We start from the raw sequence: 17,944 nt of genomic DNA on the forward strand, positions 1-17,944 counted from the left end.
AGTCTGTGCTACTAATTCATTGGCCGAGGAACGGTCGAACCATAGATGCCCACGTTGAAGGGTGTCAACGAACCTTTGAGCAGAGGCAAGATGCCGACAGACGAGGCAGAAGCGCAGAGGAAGAGCCCCATGCGGTGGATTCGGATCGGCTCATCTGTACTGGCGGCGCAGATGCTCGCCCTCGGCGTGCCGGCGGCCGTGGCGCCACGGTGGTTCTTCGACTGGTTCCCGTTCGGCGCGGGGTGGGTGGCCGCCGGTGGCCCGTACAACGGGCACCTGCTGTCCGATCTGGGCTACGCGTACCTGGCGTTGGCGGTGGTCCTCGGGTGGGCTGCCGCGCGGCCGGTGCGGGAGTTGTGCCTCGCCGCAGCGGCCGCTTCGGTCGTCGCGAACACGCCACACCTGCTGTACCACGTGGCCCACGCGGAGGCGTTGCCGATCGTGGACAGCGTCGCGGAGAACGCTCTGCTGGCAGTCACCGTCGTGGTGGGACTGGCGATCTTCTTCGCCGCCTACCGGCTCCCGGCCGGTAACGCCGCCGCCGGTCAGGCACGCGCCGATCTGCCACGCGAGCGGCCGTAGCCCGGCTCGGCCGAACGGCGCTGGTCATCCGCTGTGCTGTGCGCCGTGCCGATGTGCTGGTGAGCGGTATACCTCAGAGTCATATTCATGACTCTGAGGTATACCGCTGACGACGGCATCCGTCCCCAGCCAGGTGACCGAAGGGTCACCGCCGGCCGCCCGCTGCGCCTGACGGTCAGGACCGGCTGGCCGGCCAGATCCGGCGGGCGGGCCGGCCGTCGGCCGCGGGCAGCGGGCGGGTCGACTCCCACAACCGCCGCCACTCGGCGGCCTGCGGCCCGGTGGTGGAGGCGACCGCGGCGGCTGGCGGGGTACGCAGCGACTGGTACCAGCCGACCTCCTCCTCCACCCACAGACGACCGATGGCGGCGGACATGCGCTCGTGGAAAGCCCGCGCCCCCTCGCCCTCGCGGGGCCACAGCGGCCGGCCGTAGCGCACCACCACCGTGCGCCGGCCGGGCACCGGCCAGTTCCGGCCCCGCGGCATGGCACCGAACGTCCCCCGCAGCGCGACCGGCACCGCCGGCACGTTGTGCGTGCAGCACAGGTGCGCGGCGCCCAGCCGCATCCCGCTCATCCAACCGTCGGTGGACCGACTGCTCTCCGGGAAGAGCAGCAGGCTCCAGCCGTCGCCGAGCAGCTTGGTGGCGAGACTGCGCAGCCGACGATCGCCCTGACGCTCGATCGGGAACGCGTTGAAGACCAGCGACGTCACGACGGCGCGCCAGCGCGCGTCGAAGAAGTAGTCGGCCGCCGCGCCGACGGCCAGCCGCCGCGCGAACCGGCGCGGCACCGAGCCGAGGATCAGCGGCGTGTCCAGGTGACTCGCGTGGTTGGAGACGAAGACGGCGGGGCCCTGCAACCCGTCCAGGTATTCCGTGCCGCGGACGACCGGGTGGGTCTGGGTCCAGGCAATCGACTTGAGCACGCCCCGCTGCAGGCCGAAGCGGACCGCCCCGGCCGCCCGGGTGCGGGCCCAGGCGGTGGGGAACTCGGCACGCTCGCGGCGAACCTCGTACGGCTCGGCGGAGCGCGGGGTGGTGGCCCGGCCACGCCAGTCGCGACGCCCGCGCAGCAGCCTCACCTCGTCGATCAGGCGCACATCGCCTCCCGGGTCATCGGACGTCCGCCAACGTCACCGGCGGGGCGTGCAGGTAGGTGATGCTCGGGCTCGACCCGACGGTGTCGCGTGCCATCTCCAGCGCGTCGGCGAGCGAGGAGGCCGCCCGGAAGCCCATCACCGCCGCCGTCTTCCGGTCGGCGCCTACGAAGATCACGTCGCCCAGGTGCTCCATCGCGTGCGCTCCCCAGTACCACATGTAGAACGGGTGCACGCCGTGGTACGCGTAGCTGGTCCGGTACAGGTGCCGGTACCAGGGGTCCTGCGCGTACTGCTGCTCGTACTTCGCCTCGATCGCCGCCGGGTCGGTGGTCTGCGGCAGGACCTCCTCGAAGAAGTCGATGTAGCTGGGGTGGTGCACCGGGTGGAACTCCTTCGGCATCGGGTGGTAGAAGATGCCGACTCCACCGCGCCGCACGATGGGCTGGTTGCGGTAGAGGTTGAAGAAGTAGCCCAGGCCCAGCGACATCACCAGGATCGGATTCATGATCGAGTTGACGTTGTACGGGCAGATGAAGGGCAGGCCCCAGACACCGATGTCACTCTGACCCTGCACCTCGGTGAGCTGCTGACGGTGCACGTTGGCGAGGGTGAGCGGGTGGACCGAGTCCGGACGGCCCGCGTTGACCCCGGTCACCCCGTACGGCGCGTCGTTGTTCTGCCAGACGCGCCGGCGCAGCTTGGGCGGCGTCAGGTCGTTGGCCCGCTTGGCGGCCAGGTAGGAGAGCTGGTCACCGATCCCCCACTCCCACTCCCGGCGGTTGAGGAAGCCGACGTGGTTGGGGAACGAGTCGAGGTTGAGCGTGGTCTCGACCGTGAAGACCTTGACCGCCTCGCCCAGCACCTCGGCCATCCGGTCGTACGAGTGGTGCATGGCCGAGTTCGGCGGGTCGTTGAAGGACCGCGAGTGGCGCAGCGTGTGGACGTTGTGGTGGTGGCGCAGACTCTTGTAGGAGCCGAGCCCCACGGTGACCGACTTGCTGCCACCGCTCATCGCCGTGAGGTTGATGTTGGCGTACACGATGAGATCGCTCTCGGCCGCCCGCCGATTGATCTCCACGTCCTCGCCGTGCGGGGTGGTGCCGAGGTGGACCAGACCGTCCGGGTCCTCGGCGTCATGGTTGCGCAGGTGCTTGGGGAAGAACGCCCGGAAGACCCGCTCACCGACGATCCGCTTCAGCTCGGCCGGCGTCATCCGCCGGTGCAGCGAGTTCGCGGCGATCAGCTCGACGTCGTCCACGCCCGCCTCGGCGGCGAGTTCCAGCACGTTCTCGATCACCCGCTGCCGGATGTCCGGCGGGCGCATCTGCGGCAACGGGAGCGACAGGTCGTCGAAGACGATCGTCAGTCGCATCCCGGGGCGGAGCAGGTCGGGCAGCGGCGGGGAATCCACCGGATGCAGCAGCGCACGCTGGATGGCGGCGTCGACGTTGGCGATGGGCGGAAGCGAGTCCGGCGGGTACACCACCCGCGTGCCGAGCGGGAACCGCTCGAGGAGGAAGCCCTCCCCCTGGTGTACGAGCAGCGGCGGCGTACGCTCGTCGACCTCGAGCACGAAGCCAGGTCTGCTCATGAATTGTCCTCTCGTCGTTCCGGCTCGTGCGTGTGTGTCCGGCTGGTGGATCAGTTGCGGCTGGGGTCGAAGGCGACCTTGACGGCGCCCAACTGCCCAGCCTTGGCGGCATGACCGAGCGCCTCCCGCCAGCGCGACAGGGGGTAGACCGCGTCGACGTAGCCGTCCAGGGGCGCCTCGGCGGCCAACGCCATCGCCTCGGCGAACGTGCCGCCTGCGGGCTCGCCGGCCCCCTGCTCGTCGGCCGCGGCCTCGGCGGTGGTGGTCTCGGTGGTGGTCCCGGTGGCCGGGCGACCGCTGGAGGCGTACGACCCCACGAGGTTCAGCTCCCGGAACCACACGGGCGTCAGGTCCACGCCGCCGGAGGGCATCCCGGAGAGCAGCACCGTGCCACCCGCCCGGACCAGCCGCAGCGCCATGTCCAGACCGGCCCCGGCACCGGTGCACTCGAACGCGACATCCGCCCCGCCGAGGAGGAAGTCACCGCCGATCATCGGCTGCTCCAGCGTGCCGCCACAGGCGCGGCGCACCGCACGAGCCGCGCGCGACGGCTGGAACACCTCGGTGGCACCGAGCTCGCGCGCCCGAGCGTGCTGGTGCGCGTGCTTGGCGACCACGTAGATCGGGCCCGCCTTGGTCAGGGCGCGCAGCGCCAGCAGGGTCAGTAGGCCGACCGTGCCGGCGCCGACGATCAGCACCGCCGCCCCCTCCGGCACCTGCGCCCGGCGCACCGAGTGCACCGCGCAGGACAACGGCTCGACGAGCACCGCACGGCGGTCGTCCAACGTGTCCGGTACGGCGTGCAGCTGGGCGGCGTGGGCGACCATCTGCCGACCCCAGCCACCGCCGGTGTCGGTGCAGTAGCCGGTCTGCAGGCCGGCGGAGACGCGGCCGGCGGTGACCCGGTCGCACCGGCTGTGCTGCCCGGCGACGCACCAGCGACAGGGCTCCCCACCGCGCACCGCGCAGGACAGCACCGGGTCGACCACCACGCGACTGCCCTTGGGCAGGCCGGGCAGGTCGTCCAGGGTCTCCGCGACCACCTCGTGCCCGGGCACGAACGGCATCGACACGACCGCGCCGAAGTACGGCGAGGAGCGGCCCGTCAGCAGGCTGACGTCCGAGCCGCAGATGCCCGACAGCAGCGGTCGCAGGCGGACCCAATCACCACCGGAGGGCAGGCTGGGCTCGGCCCGGTGCACCAGGCGAAGCGGCGCCACGTTGCTGGCCAGCACGCCGGACATCCGACCGCCGAGCTTGGTGGAGCTGGCGCCACGGGCGGCGAGGAAGCGAGGAGTCGACTGGCGGTACTCCAGGGCCGGCATCATCGGGCCGCTCCCCGCGCGCCGGGGCCGGCAGCCGAGGTGGTCAGCTCGACCATGGTCTCGACGGCCCCCACCGTGTGACCGCCCCACTCCTCGATGCGCCAGTTCTGGCGCTTGGCATGGCGGTACAGCTTGGGATCGGGGTTGACTGCCACCGGGTTGCCCACCCCCTCAAGAAGTGATCGGTCGGAGAAGCTGTCGCCGTACGCGTAGGAGCTGCTCAGGTCCGCGCCGATGTCGTCGGCGTGGTGGCGGAGCCAGGCCAGCCGGGCCTCGCCCACCAGGGGCGGCGAGGCCAGGAAGCCGGTCAGCACGCCGTCGCGTACGTGCAGGCGGCTCGCGACCACGTCGTCGAAGAGCGGCCGCAGCGATTCGATGAGGATGTCCGCGGTACCGGTGATCAGGATGGTGCGGTGACCGGCCGCCCGGTGCGCGCGGATCTGTCGGATCGCCTCCGGCAACGCCCGGCGCAGCAACGCGTCACCCATCCGCTCCTGGATCAGGTCGCGCAGGGCCTCCTCGGAGGCACCGGCGTACCGCCGCATGAAGGTCCGGATGAACTCGCCGCGACTGCGCTGCTCGGCGCGCAGGTAGCGCGGCGCGGCGCCGGCGAGCGCGGCGAACTCCCGGGCCCAGCCGCCCTTCGGCCGGTCGGACAGGCGGGCCCACAGGAAGGTCTCGATGAGGTTGGACGCCACCACCGTGCCCTCCAGGTCGAAGACCGCCACGGTGTCGCGGCCCTCGGGCAGCGGCCCGCGCCGGGTGGAGCGGGAACGCCGCGTCACCGACTGCCGCAGCAGGGCGGTGATGGCCGGGCAGTGCACCTCCTGGAGGTAGTGCGGCCAGTCCACCTCGGCGACGTCGAAGCTGCCCCGGCTGACCACCTCGTCGGGCAACTGGCGGTGCAGCGCCAGCACGTTGCCATCGGTGTAGATGGCCTCGACCTCGGTGTAGACGCCGTACAGGTCGGACAGCCGGCGCAGCGACTCGATCCGCTTGGTCTCCTTGTGCACCTTCGTCATCCAGTCACGGGTGCGCGGTGACGCCGGAAGCCGCAGCAACGCCCGTTCGGCGAACGAGACGGCGCGCTCGCCGGCACGCAATTTGCGCTCGATCTGGCTCGCGCCGGGAAAGCGCCACGTCGGCACGGCGATGTGGCCGCGACCGGCCTCGGGTAGCGGGTGACGACGGAAGTAGTTGCGGATGTTCTCGTCGAGCTGGCGCTGGGTGAGCGGGTTCCGTGCGCCGGTGCCGACGTGGTAGTAGACCGGCGCGGCGGGTTCCGGCTCGACGGCCGCGACCGCCAGCAGGGCGTTGGTGACGAGGTCGATGGGGACGATGTCCACCACCGCGTCGGGCAGGCCCGGGAAGTCCGGAAGTGTGCCGCGCCCGTACGACAGGATGATCGGATCCACCATCTTGAAGGAGTCGAACCACCCGGGGAACGGATGACGCAGAGCGCTCTGCACGATCGCCGGGCGCACCACGGAGAGGCGCAATCCCTCGTCGCGGGCGTACTGCTCGGCGACCCGCTCCCCCAGGGCCTTGGTGAACGTGTAGACGTCCGGCCAGCCGACGCTGTGCGCCCGCAGTCGGCCGTAGTCGACCAGCCGCTCGGTCACCTTGCGACGCCGCGCCTCCTCGGCGGCCCGCGCCGTCGCCTGCGGGCCCGCCTTGCCGTGCTCGGCGCGGGCCTCGGCCAACAGCGCGCGCAGCGCCTCGGGGCGGCGGGAAGCGCGCTCCACCTCGGCGCGGGCGGCCAGCGCGGCGGTCAGCTCGGCCTGCCAGTCGACGTCGTGGTCCAGCGGGGCCTCGGGCACCACGCCCTTGCGGGCGCCGGCCACGTACGCCGTGGAGACGTGGACCACGTGCGGACGTCGCGGCAGCGCGACCACCGCGTCGTAGAGGTTGACCAGGCCGCCGACGTTGACCTGGAACGCGTCGTCGATCGGCGGGTCGAAGGACACGGTGGACGCACAGTGCAGGACGGCGGTCAGGTCGTCGGGCAGCGCCGGAACCGAGTCGGTGAGGTCACCCTCGAGAACGCTGACCCGCTCGGCCAGCAACTGCGCGAGCGCCGGTCCGCCGATCCGGCGACGCAGCGTGCGGAACACCGGCTTGCGCGCCAACCCGGCGACGCGGTCGGCGCCCGACGTCGCGCCGCGCCCGCGCACCAGGACCGTCACCCGGGTGTTGGGATGGTCGGCGAGCAGCCGCTCCAGCGATGCCTGCCCCAGGAACCCGGTGACACCGGTGAGCAGGACGTGAGCACCGTCGAGAGACCAGTTCGGCGTGGCGGGTCGGTCACCCGGGTTGTAATTCACCAGATGAGGATAGCGTCATTCGGGCCGCGCGTCAGCCCACCGATTCGGGGAAAAACCGCGCCCTCCGTCAGCGCCAACGATCCGGGTCGGCGAGCAGCTCGTTCATCGATCCGGAGCGGAACGCCTCCACGGTGAGCGGCACGTCGGGAAACCCGGCCGCGCGGATCGCCGCCGCGAGCCGCTGGTCGGAGCGGGCCCGCTCCACGACGGGCGCGTCGACCTCCAGACGGACGCCGTCGCCCAGGTCACGGACCCGCAGGTCGACCACCCCGTGCGGGTCCAGCACGCGGTGCGCGGCCAGCTCGGCCAGCTCCACCCGGGCCAGTCGGGCCGGCGAGATGGGCACGCCGTACGCGATGCGGCTGGCCAGGCAGGCGGCTGCCGGCTTGGCGGCCGTGTCGAGCTCCCAGAGCCCGGCTATCGCGCGTACCGCCGGTTTGTCCAACCCGAGGTCCGCCAGCGGCGTGCGGGCCGCACGCTCGGCGGCCGCGGCGATCCCGGGGCGGAAGCCGGCCGCCACGTCCGAGGCGTTGGTGCCGGTCACCACGGTCGCGAAGCCGAGCCGGTCGGCCAGCTCGCGCACCGTGTCGATGAGTGTGCTCTTGCAGAAGTAGCAGCGGCGGGGGCCGTTCTCGCGGTAACCCTCGACCTCCAACTCGCGCGTGCCGAGCACGTGGTGCGCCACGCCGAGCCGGGCGCAGAAGTCGCGGGCGGCGGTCACCTCCGCGGCGGGCACCGCGGCCGAAACCGCCGTCACCGCAGCGACATCGGCCGGCGCCAGGGCCCGCACCGCCGCCGCCAGGGCGACGCTCGAGTCCACGCCACCGGAGAAAGCGACGAGCGTCTTGCCGTATCGTGTGAATTCCGCGACGAGCTGATCCGCGGCCCCCCAGGCCCAATCATCAGGTCTCACAGCTCGACAGTACTGGAAGGAGCGTGAGGTGTCCGCACCGGAATTCATCGACCTAGGATTCGCACGGATGGACGTGGACCGTCTGTCGCGCACCGGCGACCCCGAGGTGGTGTACGGCGCGGGCAAAACCCCTGAACAGGTGACCGGAGCGATGCACGCGTTACGCCTCGCCCACCCGGACACGCCGATCCTCGCCACCCGGCTCGCCGACGCCGCGATGGCCCGGTGTGTCGACGAGTTCGGCGCCGACGCGGTGGACCCGGTGAGCCGTACCGCGGTCGTGGGCCCGGCCCGGACAGCCGTGGGAACGGTCGCCATCGCCTGCGGCGGCACGAGCGACCTGCCGGTCGCCCGCGAGTGCGCGGCCACCGTCGCCGTCTTCGGCGCCCGAGCGGACCTCGTGGTGGACGTGGGTGTGGCCGGCCTGCACCGACTGCTGGCCGAGCGGGACCGCATCGCCCGCGCCGACGTGGTGGTGGCCATCGCCGGGATGGAGGCCGCGCTGCCGTCGGTCCTGGGTGGACTCGTCGGCAGTCCGCTCATCGCGGTGCCCACCAGCGTCGGTTACGGCTGGCACCTCGACGGTCTCACGGCGTGGCTCGCCATGCTGAACTCGTGCGCGCCGGGCGTGCTGACCGTCAACGTGGACAACGGCTTCGGCGCTGGCGTCGCCGCCGCCAGGATCGCCCGTCGCACGCCGAGCTGCGCAGACGCGAATGGCTGAGCCGCGGACGATGGCCGAGGAGAGCACGACGACCGCACCGGCGACCGCCCTGTGGGTCGACCCCAGCAACGGCGCGGCCGGCGACATGCTGCTCGCGGCGCTGCTGGACGCGGGCGCGAGCCTGTCCGTCGTGGAGCAGGGCGTGGCGCGACTCGCGGTCGAGCCGGTGGCACTGAAGCTGGAGAGCGTACGCCGGCACGGCCTGCGCGCCGCCCACCTGATCGTCACCGCGCCGGACAGCGGCACCCACCGCGACCTGGCCGCGGTGACCGCCATCATCACCCGCGCCGCACTCCCGCCGGCGGTGCACGCGTTCGCCGTCGCCGCCTTCACCACGTTGGCCCGAGCCGAGGCGCGGGTGCACGGCGTACCCCTGGCGGACATCCACTTCCACGAGGTCGGCGCCCTCGACGCGGTGGTCGACCTGGTCGGTTGCGCCCTCGCGCTCGCCGACCTGGGGCTGCTCGACGCGCCAACCCGGGTCGTCGGTCCGGTCGCCGTGGGCTCCGGCGTGGTCCGCACCGACCACGGCCCGATGCCGGTGCCCGTGCCGGCCGTCCTGGAGATCCTCACCGCGGCGGGCGCCCCCATCGCCGCCCACCCGGCCACGATGGAGCTGTGCACGCCGTCGGGCGCCGCCCTGCTCGCCACCCTCGCCACCGGTTGGGGGCCGCCGCCGGCGCTGGTGCCCCACGCGGTCGGCGTCGGCGCCGGCACCAGGGACCCCGCCGGCCACCCGAACATCCTGCGCGTGCTGGTGGGCACGTCCGCCAGTCGGGATTCCGACGGCACGCCCTGGCAGGGCGAGCCGCTGCACCGGATCGACACGACAATCGACGACGTGGACCCGCGGGTCTGGCCGGACCTGCTGGAGCAGTTGCGGGCCGTGGGCGCGGCGGACGCCTGGTGCACTCCGGTGCTGATGCGCAAGGGGCGGCCGGGGCAACTGCTCAGCGTCCTGGTCGCACCGGCGCAGCTCGACCTGGTCTGCCGGCTGGTGTTCACCCGCACGGGCACACTCGGCGTGCGGGTGTCCACCGTGCAGCGTCGCCGGCTGCGCCGCGACCAGATCGCCCTGCCGTACGGCGACACGGCCGTACGGGTCAAACGCGGTTACCTCGGTGACCACCTGGTCAGTGTCCAGCCGGAGTACGACGACGCCCTGGCGGTCGCGCAGCGGGCGGACGTACCGGTCGCCCGGGTGCTGGACGAGGTACGCGCGGTGGCCCGCACCGCCGGCCCGTCTTCGGAGGCCGGTGCGCTCCCGGAATCGACGACCGCATGATCTGCCTCATGCCGCACTGCGGCTTCCTGTCCGCCACCTCCCGCATGCTGGAGATCTACCGGGCGCTCCGCCAGCGCGGGGTGACCGCCCGCATCGCGACGCACGGCGGCACCTACGAGCACGTGCTCCGCGACGTCGGCGTCCCGTACGACATCGTCGGTGAGCGCATGACGCCACAGCGGTGCGAGCGGTTCATCCGCGACGAGATCGGCATGGGGTACGTCGGTCAGAGCATGTACACCGACCGGGAGATGCGCGATTACGTCACCGCGGAGACCGAGTACTTCCGTCGACACGACATCCGGACGGTGGTCACCGGCTTCACCCTGACCACCCTGCTGTCCACCCGGCTGGCCGGCGCATCGCTGGTCACCGAGCACGCCGGCAGTTGGGTGCCGCCGCTGTTCGAGCGCGGGATGCTGCCGGCCCCCAGCCAGGCTCACTTCGGCCTGCTGCCGGCGTCGGCGCTGCGGTGGTTGTCGAACTCGCTGCCACCCCGGGTCGGTTTCTACTGCGGCGGGTTCAACCGGCTGGCCGCCGACCTGGGCGTTCCGCGCGTGCCCAGCCTCGCCGCGCTCGTCCTCGGCGACCTGGCGCTCATACCGGAGGTGCCGGAGGTGCTGGGCGTGTCCGCGACGGACGTGGCCGACTGGCGGCCGAACGGCCGTTCCGGTTACCGCGCCAGCACGCGGCTGCGCTGCGTCGGGCCGCTCTACGCTCGACTGGACCTGCCGCTGCCGGAGCGGGTCGCCCGTTTCCTCGCCGAGCCCGGCCCGGTCGTCTACGTGGCGGTCAACTCGGCCGAGGTCGGCTTCGTGCGGCGCGTGGTGACGACCATCGCCGCGCTGCCGGTGCGCGTGCTGGTCGCGGGCACCCACCACGACCTGCACGACATGGCCGGCGACCGGGTCATGGTCGGCGGCGTGCTGCCGAGCCACCTGATCATGCCGGAGGTGGACCTGGCGGTCACCGCCGGCGGTCAGGGCAGCGTGCAGACAGCGATGGCCGGTGGCACACCGGTACTCGGATTCCCGCTCCAACCGGAGCAGGACCTGAACCTCGCGCTGCTGGAACGGATCGGCGCGGCGCGGCTGCTGGCCCCGAGGCACGTTGGCGCGAGGCTGGCCCCGCTCGTCGCGGAGATGCTGGCCGACCGGTCCTACCGCGAGGCGGCTCAGCAGGTCCAGCGCTGGTACGAGGCCACCGACGGGCCGGCGAACGCGGCCGACGCCATCCTGGCACTGCACGACGCCGACGAGGCCGACACGATCGGCCCCGCCGGCGTCCTGGGTTGATCCCGCTGGGTCGACCCGCTACGCGGCCGGTGGAGCGCCCGTCCCCGCCGGCCGTACGACCGGGCCGGTCGACCACTGCTCCTCGTGGTCGGCCTTGCGAAGGAGTTCGTCGGCGCTGTGCGCCACCCGGGACATCGCCAGGCGCAGCAGTGGGGGCGCCATCATCGACGTGACGATCGCGACGAGCGCGATGATGGTGAAGGTCGCGATGTCCAGGACACCGAGCCGCAGCCCCACCATCGCGACGACGATCTCGACCACGCCCCGCGCGTTCATGCCCGCGCCGACGGCCAGAGACTCCCAGTGGCCGAGCCGACTGGACCGCGCACCGAGGTAGGCGCCCGTGAACTTGCCGAGGATCGCCGCCGCCAGCACCACGAACGCGGCCAGCGCGACGTCCCGGTCGAGCAGCACGCCGAGGTCCATCCGCAGACCGGCGGAGGCCAGGAAGATCGGCGCCAGCACGGTGAGCACGATGGTCCGCAGGGGTGCCAGCACCGCCCGCCGCTCCCGGACCGCCTGCCCGATGAGAATGCCGGCGACGAACGCGCCGAACACCGCCTCCATGTGCAGGGACTGGGTGATCGCCGCGCCGGCCAGGACGATCACCACGGCGGTGACGATGGTCGGCCCGGTCTCCGCGGAGCGGCCGGCCATCCGTAGCGCGCCGCGTACCAGTGGCCGGCCGACGACGATCGCGGCGACCACGAAGGCGACCAGCAGCAGCAGCGACAACGCGACCTGGCCGGCGCGTACGCCGACGGTCGCCATGGCCGACACGACCGACAGCAGGAACCAGCCCACCGCGTCGTCGACCATGCCAGACGTCATGATCAGCTGCCCGACGTCGCGGTGGATCAGCTTCATGTCCGACAGCGTCTTGGCGATCACGGGGATCGCCGTCACGCACATGGCGACGGCGAGGAACAACGCGAACACCGGGCGTTCGGTGGTGTCCGGCACCAGGACGGCCGGAGCCAGGTAGCCGATGAGGATGCCGAAGCCGATCGGTATGAGCAGGCCGCCGAGGCTGACCCGGAGGGCCGTCGTACCGCGACGGCGGATGATCCGGGTGTCCAGCTCGATGCCGGCCACCCCCACCAGCAGCAGCACGCCGACCTGGGCGACCGCGTCCAGCAGGTGCATCTGCGCCGGGTCGGCGGGGAACAGCCAGTCGTGCACCGCCGGTGCCGCGTGGCCCAGCAGCGACGGCCCGAGCACCACGCCGGCCATCAGCTCGCCGACGATCGGCGGCAGGCCGAACCGCGCCACCAACCGGCCCAGGCCGAGGCCGAGCAGGAGCAGAGACGCGAGCTGGACGAGCAGGATCACGACCTGTCCGCCAGCCAGCGGCATGATGGGTGAGTTCATACCGGCCGCACCTCCGTGATCAGGGCCGCCAATCGGTCGAGCCCCTGCTCGATCTGCGGTGGCTGCAGAAGGCTGACCGACAGGCGGAGTTGATGACGTCCGCCCCCGTCGGCATAGAAGTGGTGCATCGGCGTCCACAACACACCGAAGTCGCGGGCGGAGCGCTCCAGGAGCGCGTCGTCCACCACGAGCGGCACCGTCACGACGACGAAGAAGCCGCCACCGGGGGTGTTCCAGGAGACGCCGGCACCCTGCCCGAAGCGCGCGGCCAGGCCGTCCAGCACGTGCCGCAGATTGCGCCGGTACGCGTGGGCCTCGCGCTCGTTGGCGCGTACGAGACTGCAGTCGTGCTCCAGCAACTTGCCGGCGATGACCGCCTGCGCCAGCGGTGAGGTGTTGACGGTCACCATGCTCTTGATCTTGGATAGCTCGTCCGCCAGCAGGCCCGTTCCCGTGGGTCCGGCCACCGGCTGGTCGGCGACCACGTAACCCACCCGGGCGCCGGGCATGCCGGTCTTGGCGAACGAGCCGAGATAGACGACACGACGCTCGTCGTCCATGGCCTTGAGCGTGGCCGGGCGCTCGCCGCCCGCGTGGAACAGCCCGTACGGGTTGTCCTCGATGATCAGCAGGTCGTGTTCGGCGGCCGCGCGTAGCACCGCGACCCGGGTGTCGGTGTCCAGGCTCGCCCCGGCCGGATTGGCGAAGTCGGGCACCAGGTACAGCGCGCGAGGGCGCTGCCCCGCCGCCCGGGCGGAGCGCACCACCCGGGCGAGGTCGGCCAGATCGATGCCCCGTGCACCGTCCCGCACCGGCAACGTGGTCATGTCGACGAGCGACGCGGCCCCCCGAATTCCCACGTAGTTGGGCGAGACCGCCAGCAGCACGTCACGCGGATCGGTGCGCAACGCCCGCAGGACGAGGAACATCCCCTCCTGCGCGCCCACCGTCACCACGACGGCCTCCGGGTCGACGTCCATCCCCTCGTCGACCGACAGGTTGGTGGCCACCAGGTCGTGCACGATGCCCTTGGTCCGCCCGTACTGCAGCAGGACGCGATTGACCTGACGCTCACTCATTCCGTGCTCGGCGCGCAGGTGGTCGCAGTAGCGGCGCAGATAGCGGTGCACCGCCTCGACCTCGAAGAACTCCTCGTACGGCCGGCCCGCCGCGAAGGACACCGCATCCGGGAACCGGCCGGCGATCTCGTTGAGGAAGGTCATCGAGTCGAGCACCGGATCGGCCAGCGAACCGTGCAGGTCGGCCAGCGCGATCGGCGCGCGGGCCCCCACGGTGGTCGTCGCCGACACGCCCGTCACGGCGACCACCCCGCGAGGGTGTCACCGGACGATCGGCCCCGCACCGTCGACCCGGAACCGCTGGCGGCCACCGTGGTGCCGTGGCCCAGCGCCCGCAGGTCGGCGCAGCCCATCATCGCCATCGCATCCTCCAACTCGGTCCGCAGCAACGACAGCACCCGGCGGGCGCCGGCCCGGCCGCCCACGGCCAGCCCCCAGAGCGCGGGCCGGCCCACCAGCACGGCGGATGCGCCGAGGGCCAGCGCCCGTGCCACGTCCACACCGCTACGGACGCCGCTGTCCACCAGGACCGCACACCGGTCGGCCACGGCCGCCACCACCGGCTCCAGCGCCGCGATGCTGGGCACCGCGCCGTCGAGCTGACGGCCACCGTGGTTGGACACCACGACCCCGTCGACTCCCAGGTCCGCCGCACGCACCGCGTCGTCCGGATGCAGGACGCCCTTCACGACGATCGGCAGACGCGTCCGTCGACGCAGCCAGTCCAGGTCCCGCCAGGACAGCTTCGGGTCGAACGCGAGACCGGTGTGCACCATCAGCGCCGAACTGTGCGCGCCGCCGGAGTGCGCGGCCGCGCCGACGGCCGGCGGCAGATTGGCGGCCACCACGTCGTCGGGCAGCGTGAAGCCGGATCGCATGTCCCGCAGACGCCGGCCCATCCGCGGCACGTCGACAGTCAGCATGAGAGCCCGGCAACCAGCGGCCTCGGCCCGGGTCACCAGGTCGGCGACCAACCCGCGGTCGCGCAACCAGTAGAGCTGCATCCAGACCGCCGCCTGGGTGGCGGCGATCCGCTCGATCGGCTCGCTGCTGAGCATGCTGGCCACGAACACCGCGCCCTCGTCCCGGGCCGCCTCGGCGAGCGCCACCTCGCCGTCCGGATGCAGGAGCCGCTGGTAGGCCATCGGCGCCACCCCGACGGGCAGACCCATCGGGGTGCCCAGCAACTCCGTGCCGAGGTCGTAGGCGTCCGTGCCCGCCAGCACCCGCGGCACCAGGTGCACGCGGTCGAACGCGTCCCGGTTGTCCCGCAACGTCGACTCGGTGCCGCTGCCCCCGGCCACGTAGTCCCAGACCGGCTCGGCCAGCACCCGCCGCGCCGCCACCGCCACGTCGTCGAGGCAGAGCAGGGCGGCCAGGTCGGTTGCCCGATCCGCGATGGTGGTCACAGGACGTCGTGGGTCTTGGTCCGCTCCGCCTCGACCGCCTCGTACAGCGCCCGGATGTTTCCGCTGCCGAAGGTGCGCGCACCCAGCCGCTCGATGACCTCGAAGAAGAACGTCCGGCGCGGATGGGTGGACCTGGCGAAGATCTGGAACAGCTGCCCGTCGTGGTCCTCGTCGACGAGGATGTTGCGGGACCGCAGCTGGTCCACGTCGTACCTGGCGAGATCCAGTCGCTGGCCGAGCAGGTCGTAGTACGTCTCCGGCGTCCGCAGGAATTCCACGCCGCGATCGGTCAGCGCCGAGATCGCCGAGACGATGTCGGTGGAGCACATCGCCACGTGCTGCACGCCGGGGCCACCGTGCCCCTTGAGGAAGTCGTCGATCTGGCCGGCGGCCGCCGAGGCGTCCGGCTCGATGAGCGTGAGCGTGACCAGCCGGGACGGGCTCTGCACCACCTTGGAGAACATCGCCTGGCTGCCCACCAGGATGTGCTCCTCGAAGGTCACGTCGAAATCCAGCACCGTGCGGTAGAAGTCCACCGTCGGGTCGAGGGTGCCCGCCTCGAGACAGACGGCGAGGTGGTCGACCACGCCCAGTCCCGGCGTCGGGCCCGACTCCGGCAGGTGACCGCCCGGAAGACCGGGAGTCAGGCCGGGCAGTACCAGCCCGGCCGACTCCTCGGGTGGTTGGACGAACGTGTGCGTCACGTCGCCGAAGCCGCCGACAGTGGCCGTGACGAACCCCTCGCGCACGGCCGGTTCGGCCACCGCCCGCGCGCCGCGGGACACCGCGACCTCGAACGCCGCCCTCGCGTCCGGGGTACGCATCGCCAGGTCGGCGACGCCGTCGCCGTGCTGTTGCACGTACAGGCTGGCCGGGTGCGCGTCGACGAGCCCTTCGGTGACCACGAGAACTGTCGAACCCTGCCGCAGCGCCACCGACACGTGGTCCTCGACGCTGCGCGAGCCGACGACGGCGAAGCCGTACTGTGCGGCGAGCTCGCGTGCCGCCCAGACCGCGTCGGTCACGTGGAATTCGACGTGGTGCACGGCCAGGTCACTGAACACACTGCTGCCCACGCTCACTGATGTCCCCCTACCGGGGCCGCACGGCCCCCCTTGTGAATCAGAAGATGGGAGCCGCCGTCGGAGCCGACAGCTCACCGAGATACGGATGCCAGAGATGTTCGGGGTCCTGCTCGACGGCCCGGATGGTGTTCCGCATCTCGACGAGCGCCTTGGGCTCGGCCTCGTCGTACATGTTGCCCTGCAACATCTTCAGCACGTCGAGTCGATACCGCGGGTCCTGGACGAACGCGGTGAACAAGATGTTGAGCCGGTAGTAAACCGAGATGAACTCGTACCAGTTGCGTACACCGCGCCGCAGCAGCATCTCGTAGGTGGCGAACCGCTCGCGCTTGAAGTCGCCCGCCTCGGCCGCCGCGATGATGTCGTTGCAGGCCAACCGGGCGCTGTTGAGGGCGATGCTGACACCGGTGGAGAAGATGGGATCGACGAAGCGGGCGGCGTCGCCGATCATGACGAAGTTGTCCCCGCAGATCTGCTTCATCGCGTAGCTGTAGTCGCCCTCGGCCTTGAACGGCCGCACCTGCTCCGAACTGCGCAGGGCCGCCTCCAGCTCGGGCCGGCTGCCCACGCACTCCCAGAAGAACGCTTCGAGATCCTCCCGGGCCGCCTCGGCGAACCGGCTCTTCTGGGTGACGACGCCGATCGACGTGATCGTCTCGGTGATGGGGATCTGCCACACCCAGGTGTCGGTCAGCGGCAGGAAGTGGATGAAGATGAAGTCGGACTTCGACTGCTCCGCCGACAACGCCTGCCGGTCGAAGCCGTCGAACCAGGTGTGGATCGCGTACTGGTTGAAGACCGAGTCGGCCACCTTCACCTTGAGCTGGCTGCCCAGGGTGGTGCTCCGGCCGCTGGCGTCGACCACCATCCGCACCGACACCTCGCGCTGCCCCTCGTCGGAGCGCGTGTGGATGACGGGATGCTCGCCGTCGAAGTCGACGCGGTTGACCCGTACGCCGTGGTGGACCTCCGCGCCGAGACTCGCCGCGTTCTCCAGCAGGATCTGGTCGAACTTGCCCCGGTCGACGTGGAAGGTGTAATCCCGGTCGACGCCGGCCTGGTCCCGCTCGTTGAACATGACCTCCGCGAGCCGGAAGTCGTGGGTGAGGTTGGAGAAGCCCATGTGGCTCACGGGCCGCGACTCGGCCGACGTCCACGCCGCGCCGAACTTGCGGGGGAAGCCGGCTGCCTCGACGGCGGCCATCGCCCCGGTCTCCAACAGCACCGGCGTGGTCGCCGGTACCAACGACTCACCCACGTGTTCGCGGGGGAAGTGCGCGCTCTCGAAGACCACGACGGACAGCCCCGCCTTGGCCAGGTAGGCGGCGGCCGTCGACCCGGCGGGCCCGCCTCCGATGATGCCGATGTCCCACTCTGCTGGCTTGGTGTTCATGGCGCCTCCTCGGCAGGCCTGTCAGGCGCGGGGCAACGACAGGATCAGGTCGGTGATGGTGTCGAGACTGCGGAAGTGTCGTCCCGTGATGTGCGAGGGCGGCACGTCGACGTCGAGCTCTGCCCGGACGAACGCGATGAGCCGAGCCGTATTCAGCGAGTTCAGGACGCCCCACTCCAGCAGCGGCGAGTCGGGGCGCAGGTCGACTCCGGTGACCCCCTCGTCCTGGTCGCCGATCAGCTCGTGGCGCACGTACACCATCAGTTGGCCGAGTATCTCGTCGCGTTGGTCTGTCGGCACAAACCCCTCCCAGGTCGCCGGACGTGGTCTCCCCCGTTGAGCTGTCACCCGGGAGGCCGCGAAATCCGGCGGCTTTCCCCCTCTGATGACATCCCTACTCGGTGAATTCTAGAAGCCCGGACGGGTTCGTCAAGGGGGATGCTGCGCAAGGATCGACGCCGGCCAG

General features: G+C 71.6%; 14 protein-coding genes and 1 pseudogene. 4 read left to right on the plus strand and 11 right to left on the minus strand.

Annotated elements, in window-relative coordinates; genetic code table 11:
* Nucleotides 1-129 precede the first annotated feature (129 nt).
* Nucleotides 130-582, plus strand: coding sequence for a hypothetical protein (locus tag ABZV06_RS00395; protein ID WP_355236306.1), 453 nt, complete (start codon nucleotides 130-132; stop codon nucleotides 580-582).
* A 175-nt stretch (nucleotides 583-757) separates the two neighbouring features.
* On the opposite strand, the gene ABZV06_RS00400 is transcribed toward ABZV06_RS00395, so the two are convergent.
* The 5 genes from ABZV06_RS00400 to larE form a co-directional block, all read right to left on the minus strand.
* Nucleotides 758-1,684: a lysophospholipid acyltransferase family protein gene (locus tag ABZV06_RS00400; protein ID WP_355236303.1), complete on the minus strand. Its 927-nt coding sequence runs from the start codon at nucleotides 1,682-1,684 to the stop codon at nucleotides 758-760.
* 13 nt (nucleotides 1,685-1,697) lie between these two features.
* Nucleotides 1,698-3,275, minus strand: coding sequence for a lactate racemase domain-containing protein (locus ABZV06_RS00405; protein ID WP_355236300.1), 1,578 nt, complete (start codon nucleotides 3,273-3,275; stop codon nucleotides 1,698-1,700).
* 50 nt (nucleotides 3,276-3,325) lie between these two features.
* Nucleotides 3,326-4,603, minus strand: a complete 1,278-nt coding sequence (locus ABZV06_RS00410; RefSeq protein WP_355617378.1) for a zinc-binding dehydrogenase — start codon at nucleotides 4,601-4,603, stop codon at nucleotides 3,326-3,328.
* On the minus strand, nucleotides 4,600-6,924 hold the full coding sequence (locus tag ABZV06_RS00415; RefSeq protein WP_355236294.1) for an HAD-IB family hydrolase: 2,325 nt from the start codon (nucleotides 6,922-6,924) through the stop codon (nucleotides 4,600-4,602). Before ABZV06_RS00415 ends, ABZV06_RS00410 begins: the two co-directional genes overlap by 4 nt.
* Before the next feature lie 67 nt (nucleotides 6,925-6,991).
* Entirely contained in the window at nucleotides 6,992-7,837 is an 846-nt protein-coding gene (gene larE, locus ABZV06_RS00420; protein WP_355617381.1) for an ATP-dependent sacrificial sulfur transferase LarE, read from the minus strand.
* 67 nt (nucleotides 7,838-7,904) lie between these two features.
* Here larE and larB point away from each other — a divergent pair, with 67 nt between their 5' ends.
* Genes larB through ABZV06_RS00435 form a run of 3 tightly spaced genes read left to right on the plus strand, consistent with a single transcriptional unit; the run spans nucleotide 7,905 to nucleotide 11,141 of the window.
* On the plus strand, nucleotides 7,905-8,561 hold the full coding sequence (gene larB, locus ABZV06_RS00425) for a nickel pincer cofactor biosynthesis protein LarB (protein WP_355617384.1): 657 nt from the start codon (nucleotides 7,905-7,907) through the stop codon (nucleotides 8,559-8,561).
* The gene (larC, locus tag ABZV06_RS00430) at nucleotides 8,554-9,846 is read left to right on the plus strand and encodes a nickel pincer cofactor biosynthesis protein LarC (RefSeq protein WP_355236285.1); all 1,293 of its coding nucleotides are present in this window, start codon (nucleotides 8,554-8,556) and stop codon (nucleotides 9,844-9,846) included. Before larB ends, larC begins: the two co-directional genes overlap by 8 nt.
* Nucleotides 9,847-9,854: 8 nt before the next feature.
* Nucleotides 9,855-11,141 (plus strand): nucleotide disphospho-sugar-binding domain-containing protein, encoded by a 1,287-nt coding sequence (locus ABZV06_RS00435; RefSeq protein ID WP_355236282.1) that lies wholly within the window; start codon nucleotides 9,855-9,857, stop codon nucleotides 11,139-11,141.
* A gap of 18 nt (nucleotides 11,142-11,159) precedes the next feature.
* Here ABZV06_RS00435 and ABZV06_RS00440 read toward each other — a convergent pair whose 3' ends face one another.
* From ABZV06_RS00440 to ABZV06_RS00465, 6 genes and pseudogenes are all read right to left on the minus strand, one after another.
* A complete protein-coding gene (locus ABZV06_RS00440) occupies nucleotides 11,160-12,512 on the minus strand; it encodes a cation:proton antiporter (RefSeq protein ID WP_355617387.1) in 1,353 nt (450 codons plus the stop codon).
* Nucleotides 12,509-13,735: a PLP-dependent aminotransferase family protein gene (locus tag ABZV06_RS00445; RefSeq protein WP_355236356.1), complete on the minus strand. Its 1,227-nt coding sequence runs from the start codon at nucleotides 13,733-13,735 to the stop codon at nucleotides 12,509-12,511. The genes ABZV06_RS00440 and ABZV06_RS00445 overlap by 4 nt, the downstream gene beginning before the upstream one ends.
* A gap of 185 nt (nucleotides 13,736-13,920) precedes the next feature.
* Nucleotides 13,921-14,961, minus strand: a pseudogene (locus ABZV06_RS00450) (alpha-hydroxy acid oxidase); the annotation flags it as partial.
* A gap of 35 nt (nucleotides 14,962-14,996) precedes the next feature.
* On the minus strand, nucleotides 14,997-16,076 hold the full coding sequence (gene hppD, locus ABZV06_RS00455) for a 4-hydroxyphenylpyruvate dioxygenase (protein ID WP_355236276.1): 1,080 nt from the start codon (nucleotides 16,074-16,076) through the stop codon (nucleotides 14,997-14,999).
* Nucleotides 16,077-16,122: 46 nt separating this feature from the next.
* Nucleotides 16,123-17,478, minus strand: a complete 1,356-nt coding sequence (locus ABZV06_RS00460) for an NAD(P)/FAD-dependent oxidoreductase (protein WP_355236273.1) — start codon at nucleotides 17,476-17,478, stop codon at nucleotides 16,123-16,125.
* A gap of 21 nt (nucleotides 17,479-17,499) precedes the next feature.
* Nucleotides 17,500-17,778, minus strand: coding sequence for a phosphopantetheine-binding protein (locus ABZV06_RS00465; RefSeq protein WP_355236270.1), 279 nt, complete (start codon nucleotides 17,776-17,778; stop codon nucleotides 17,500-17,502).
* Nucleotides 17,779-17,944 lie beyond the last annotated feature (166 nt).

Source organism: Micromonospora sp. NPDC005172, assembly GCF_040608555.1.
Classification (GTDB): Bacteria; Actinomycetota; Actinomycetes; order Mycobacteriales; family Micromonosporaceae; genus Micromonospora.

Excerpts from the sequence above, each read along its gene's own strand:
- ABZV06_RS00435 (WP_355236282.1), top strand. The coding sequence starts at position 9,855 with ATGCCGCACTGCGGCTTCCTGTCCGCCACCTCCCGCATGCTGGAGATC.
- ABZV06_RS00440 (WP_355617387.1), bottom strand. The coding sequence starts at position 12,512 with ATGAACTCACCCATCATGCCGCTGGCTGGCGGACAGGTCGTGATCCTG.
- larC (WP_355236285.1), top strand. The coding sequence starts at position 8,554 with ATGGCTGAGCCGCGGACGATGGCCGAGGAGAGCACGACGACCGCACCG.
- larB (WP_355617384.1), top strand. The coding sequence starts at position 7,905 with ATGGACGTGGACCGTCTGTCGCGCACCGGCGACCCCGAGGTGGTGTAC.
- ABZV06_RS00410 (WP_355617378.1), bottom strand. The coding sequence starts at position 4,603 with ATGATGCCGGCCCTGGAGTACCGCCAGTCGACTCCTCGCTTCCTCGCC.
- ABZV06_RS00395 (WP_355236306.1), top strand. The coding sequence starts at position 130 with ATGCGGTGGATTCGGATCGGCTCATCTGTACTGGCGGCGCAGATGCTC.
- ABZV06_RS00460 (WP_355236273.1), bottom strand. The coding sequence starts at position 17,478 with ATGAACACCAAGCCAGCAGAGTGGGACATCGGCATCATCGGAGGCGGG.
- ABZV06_RS00445 (WP_355236356.1), bottom strand. The coding sequence starts at position 13,735 with ATGACCTTCCTCAACGAGATCGCCGGCCGGTTCCCGGATGCGGTGTCC.
- ABZV06_RS00405 (WP_355236300.1), bottom strand. The coding sequence starts at position 3,275 with ATGAGCAGACCTGGCTTCGTGCTCGAGGTCGACGAGCGTACGCCGCCG.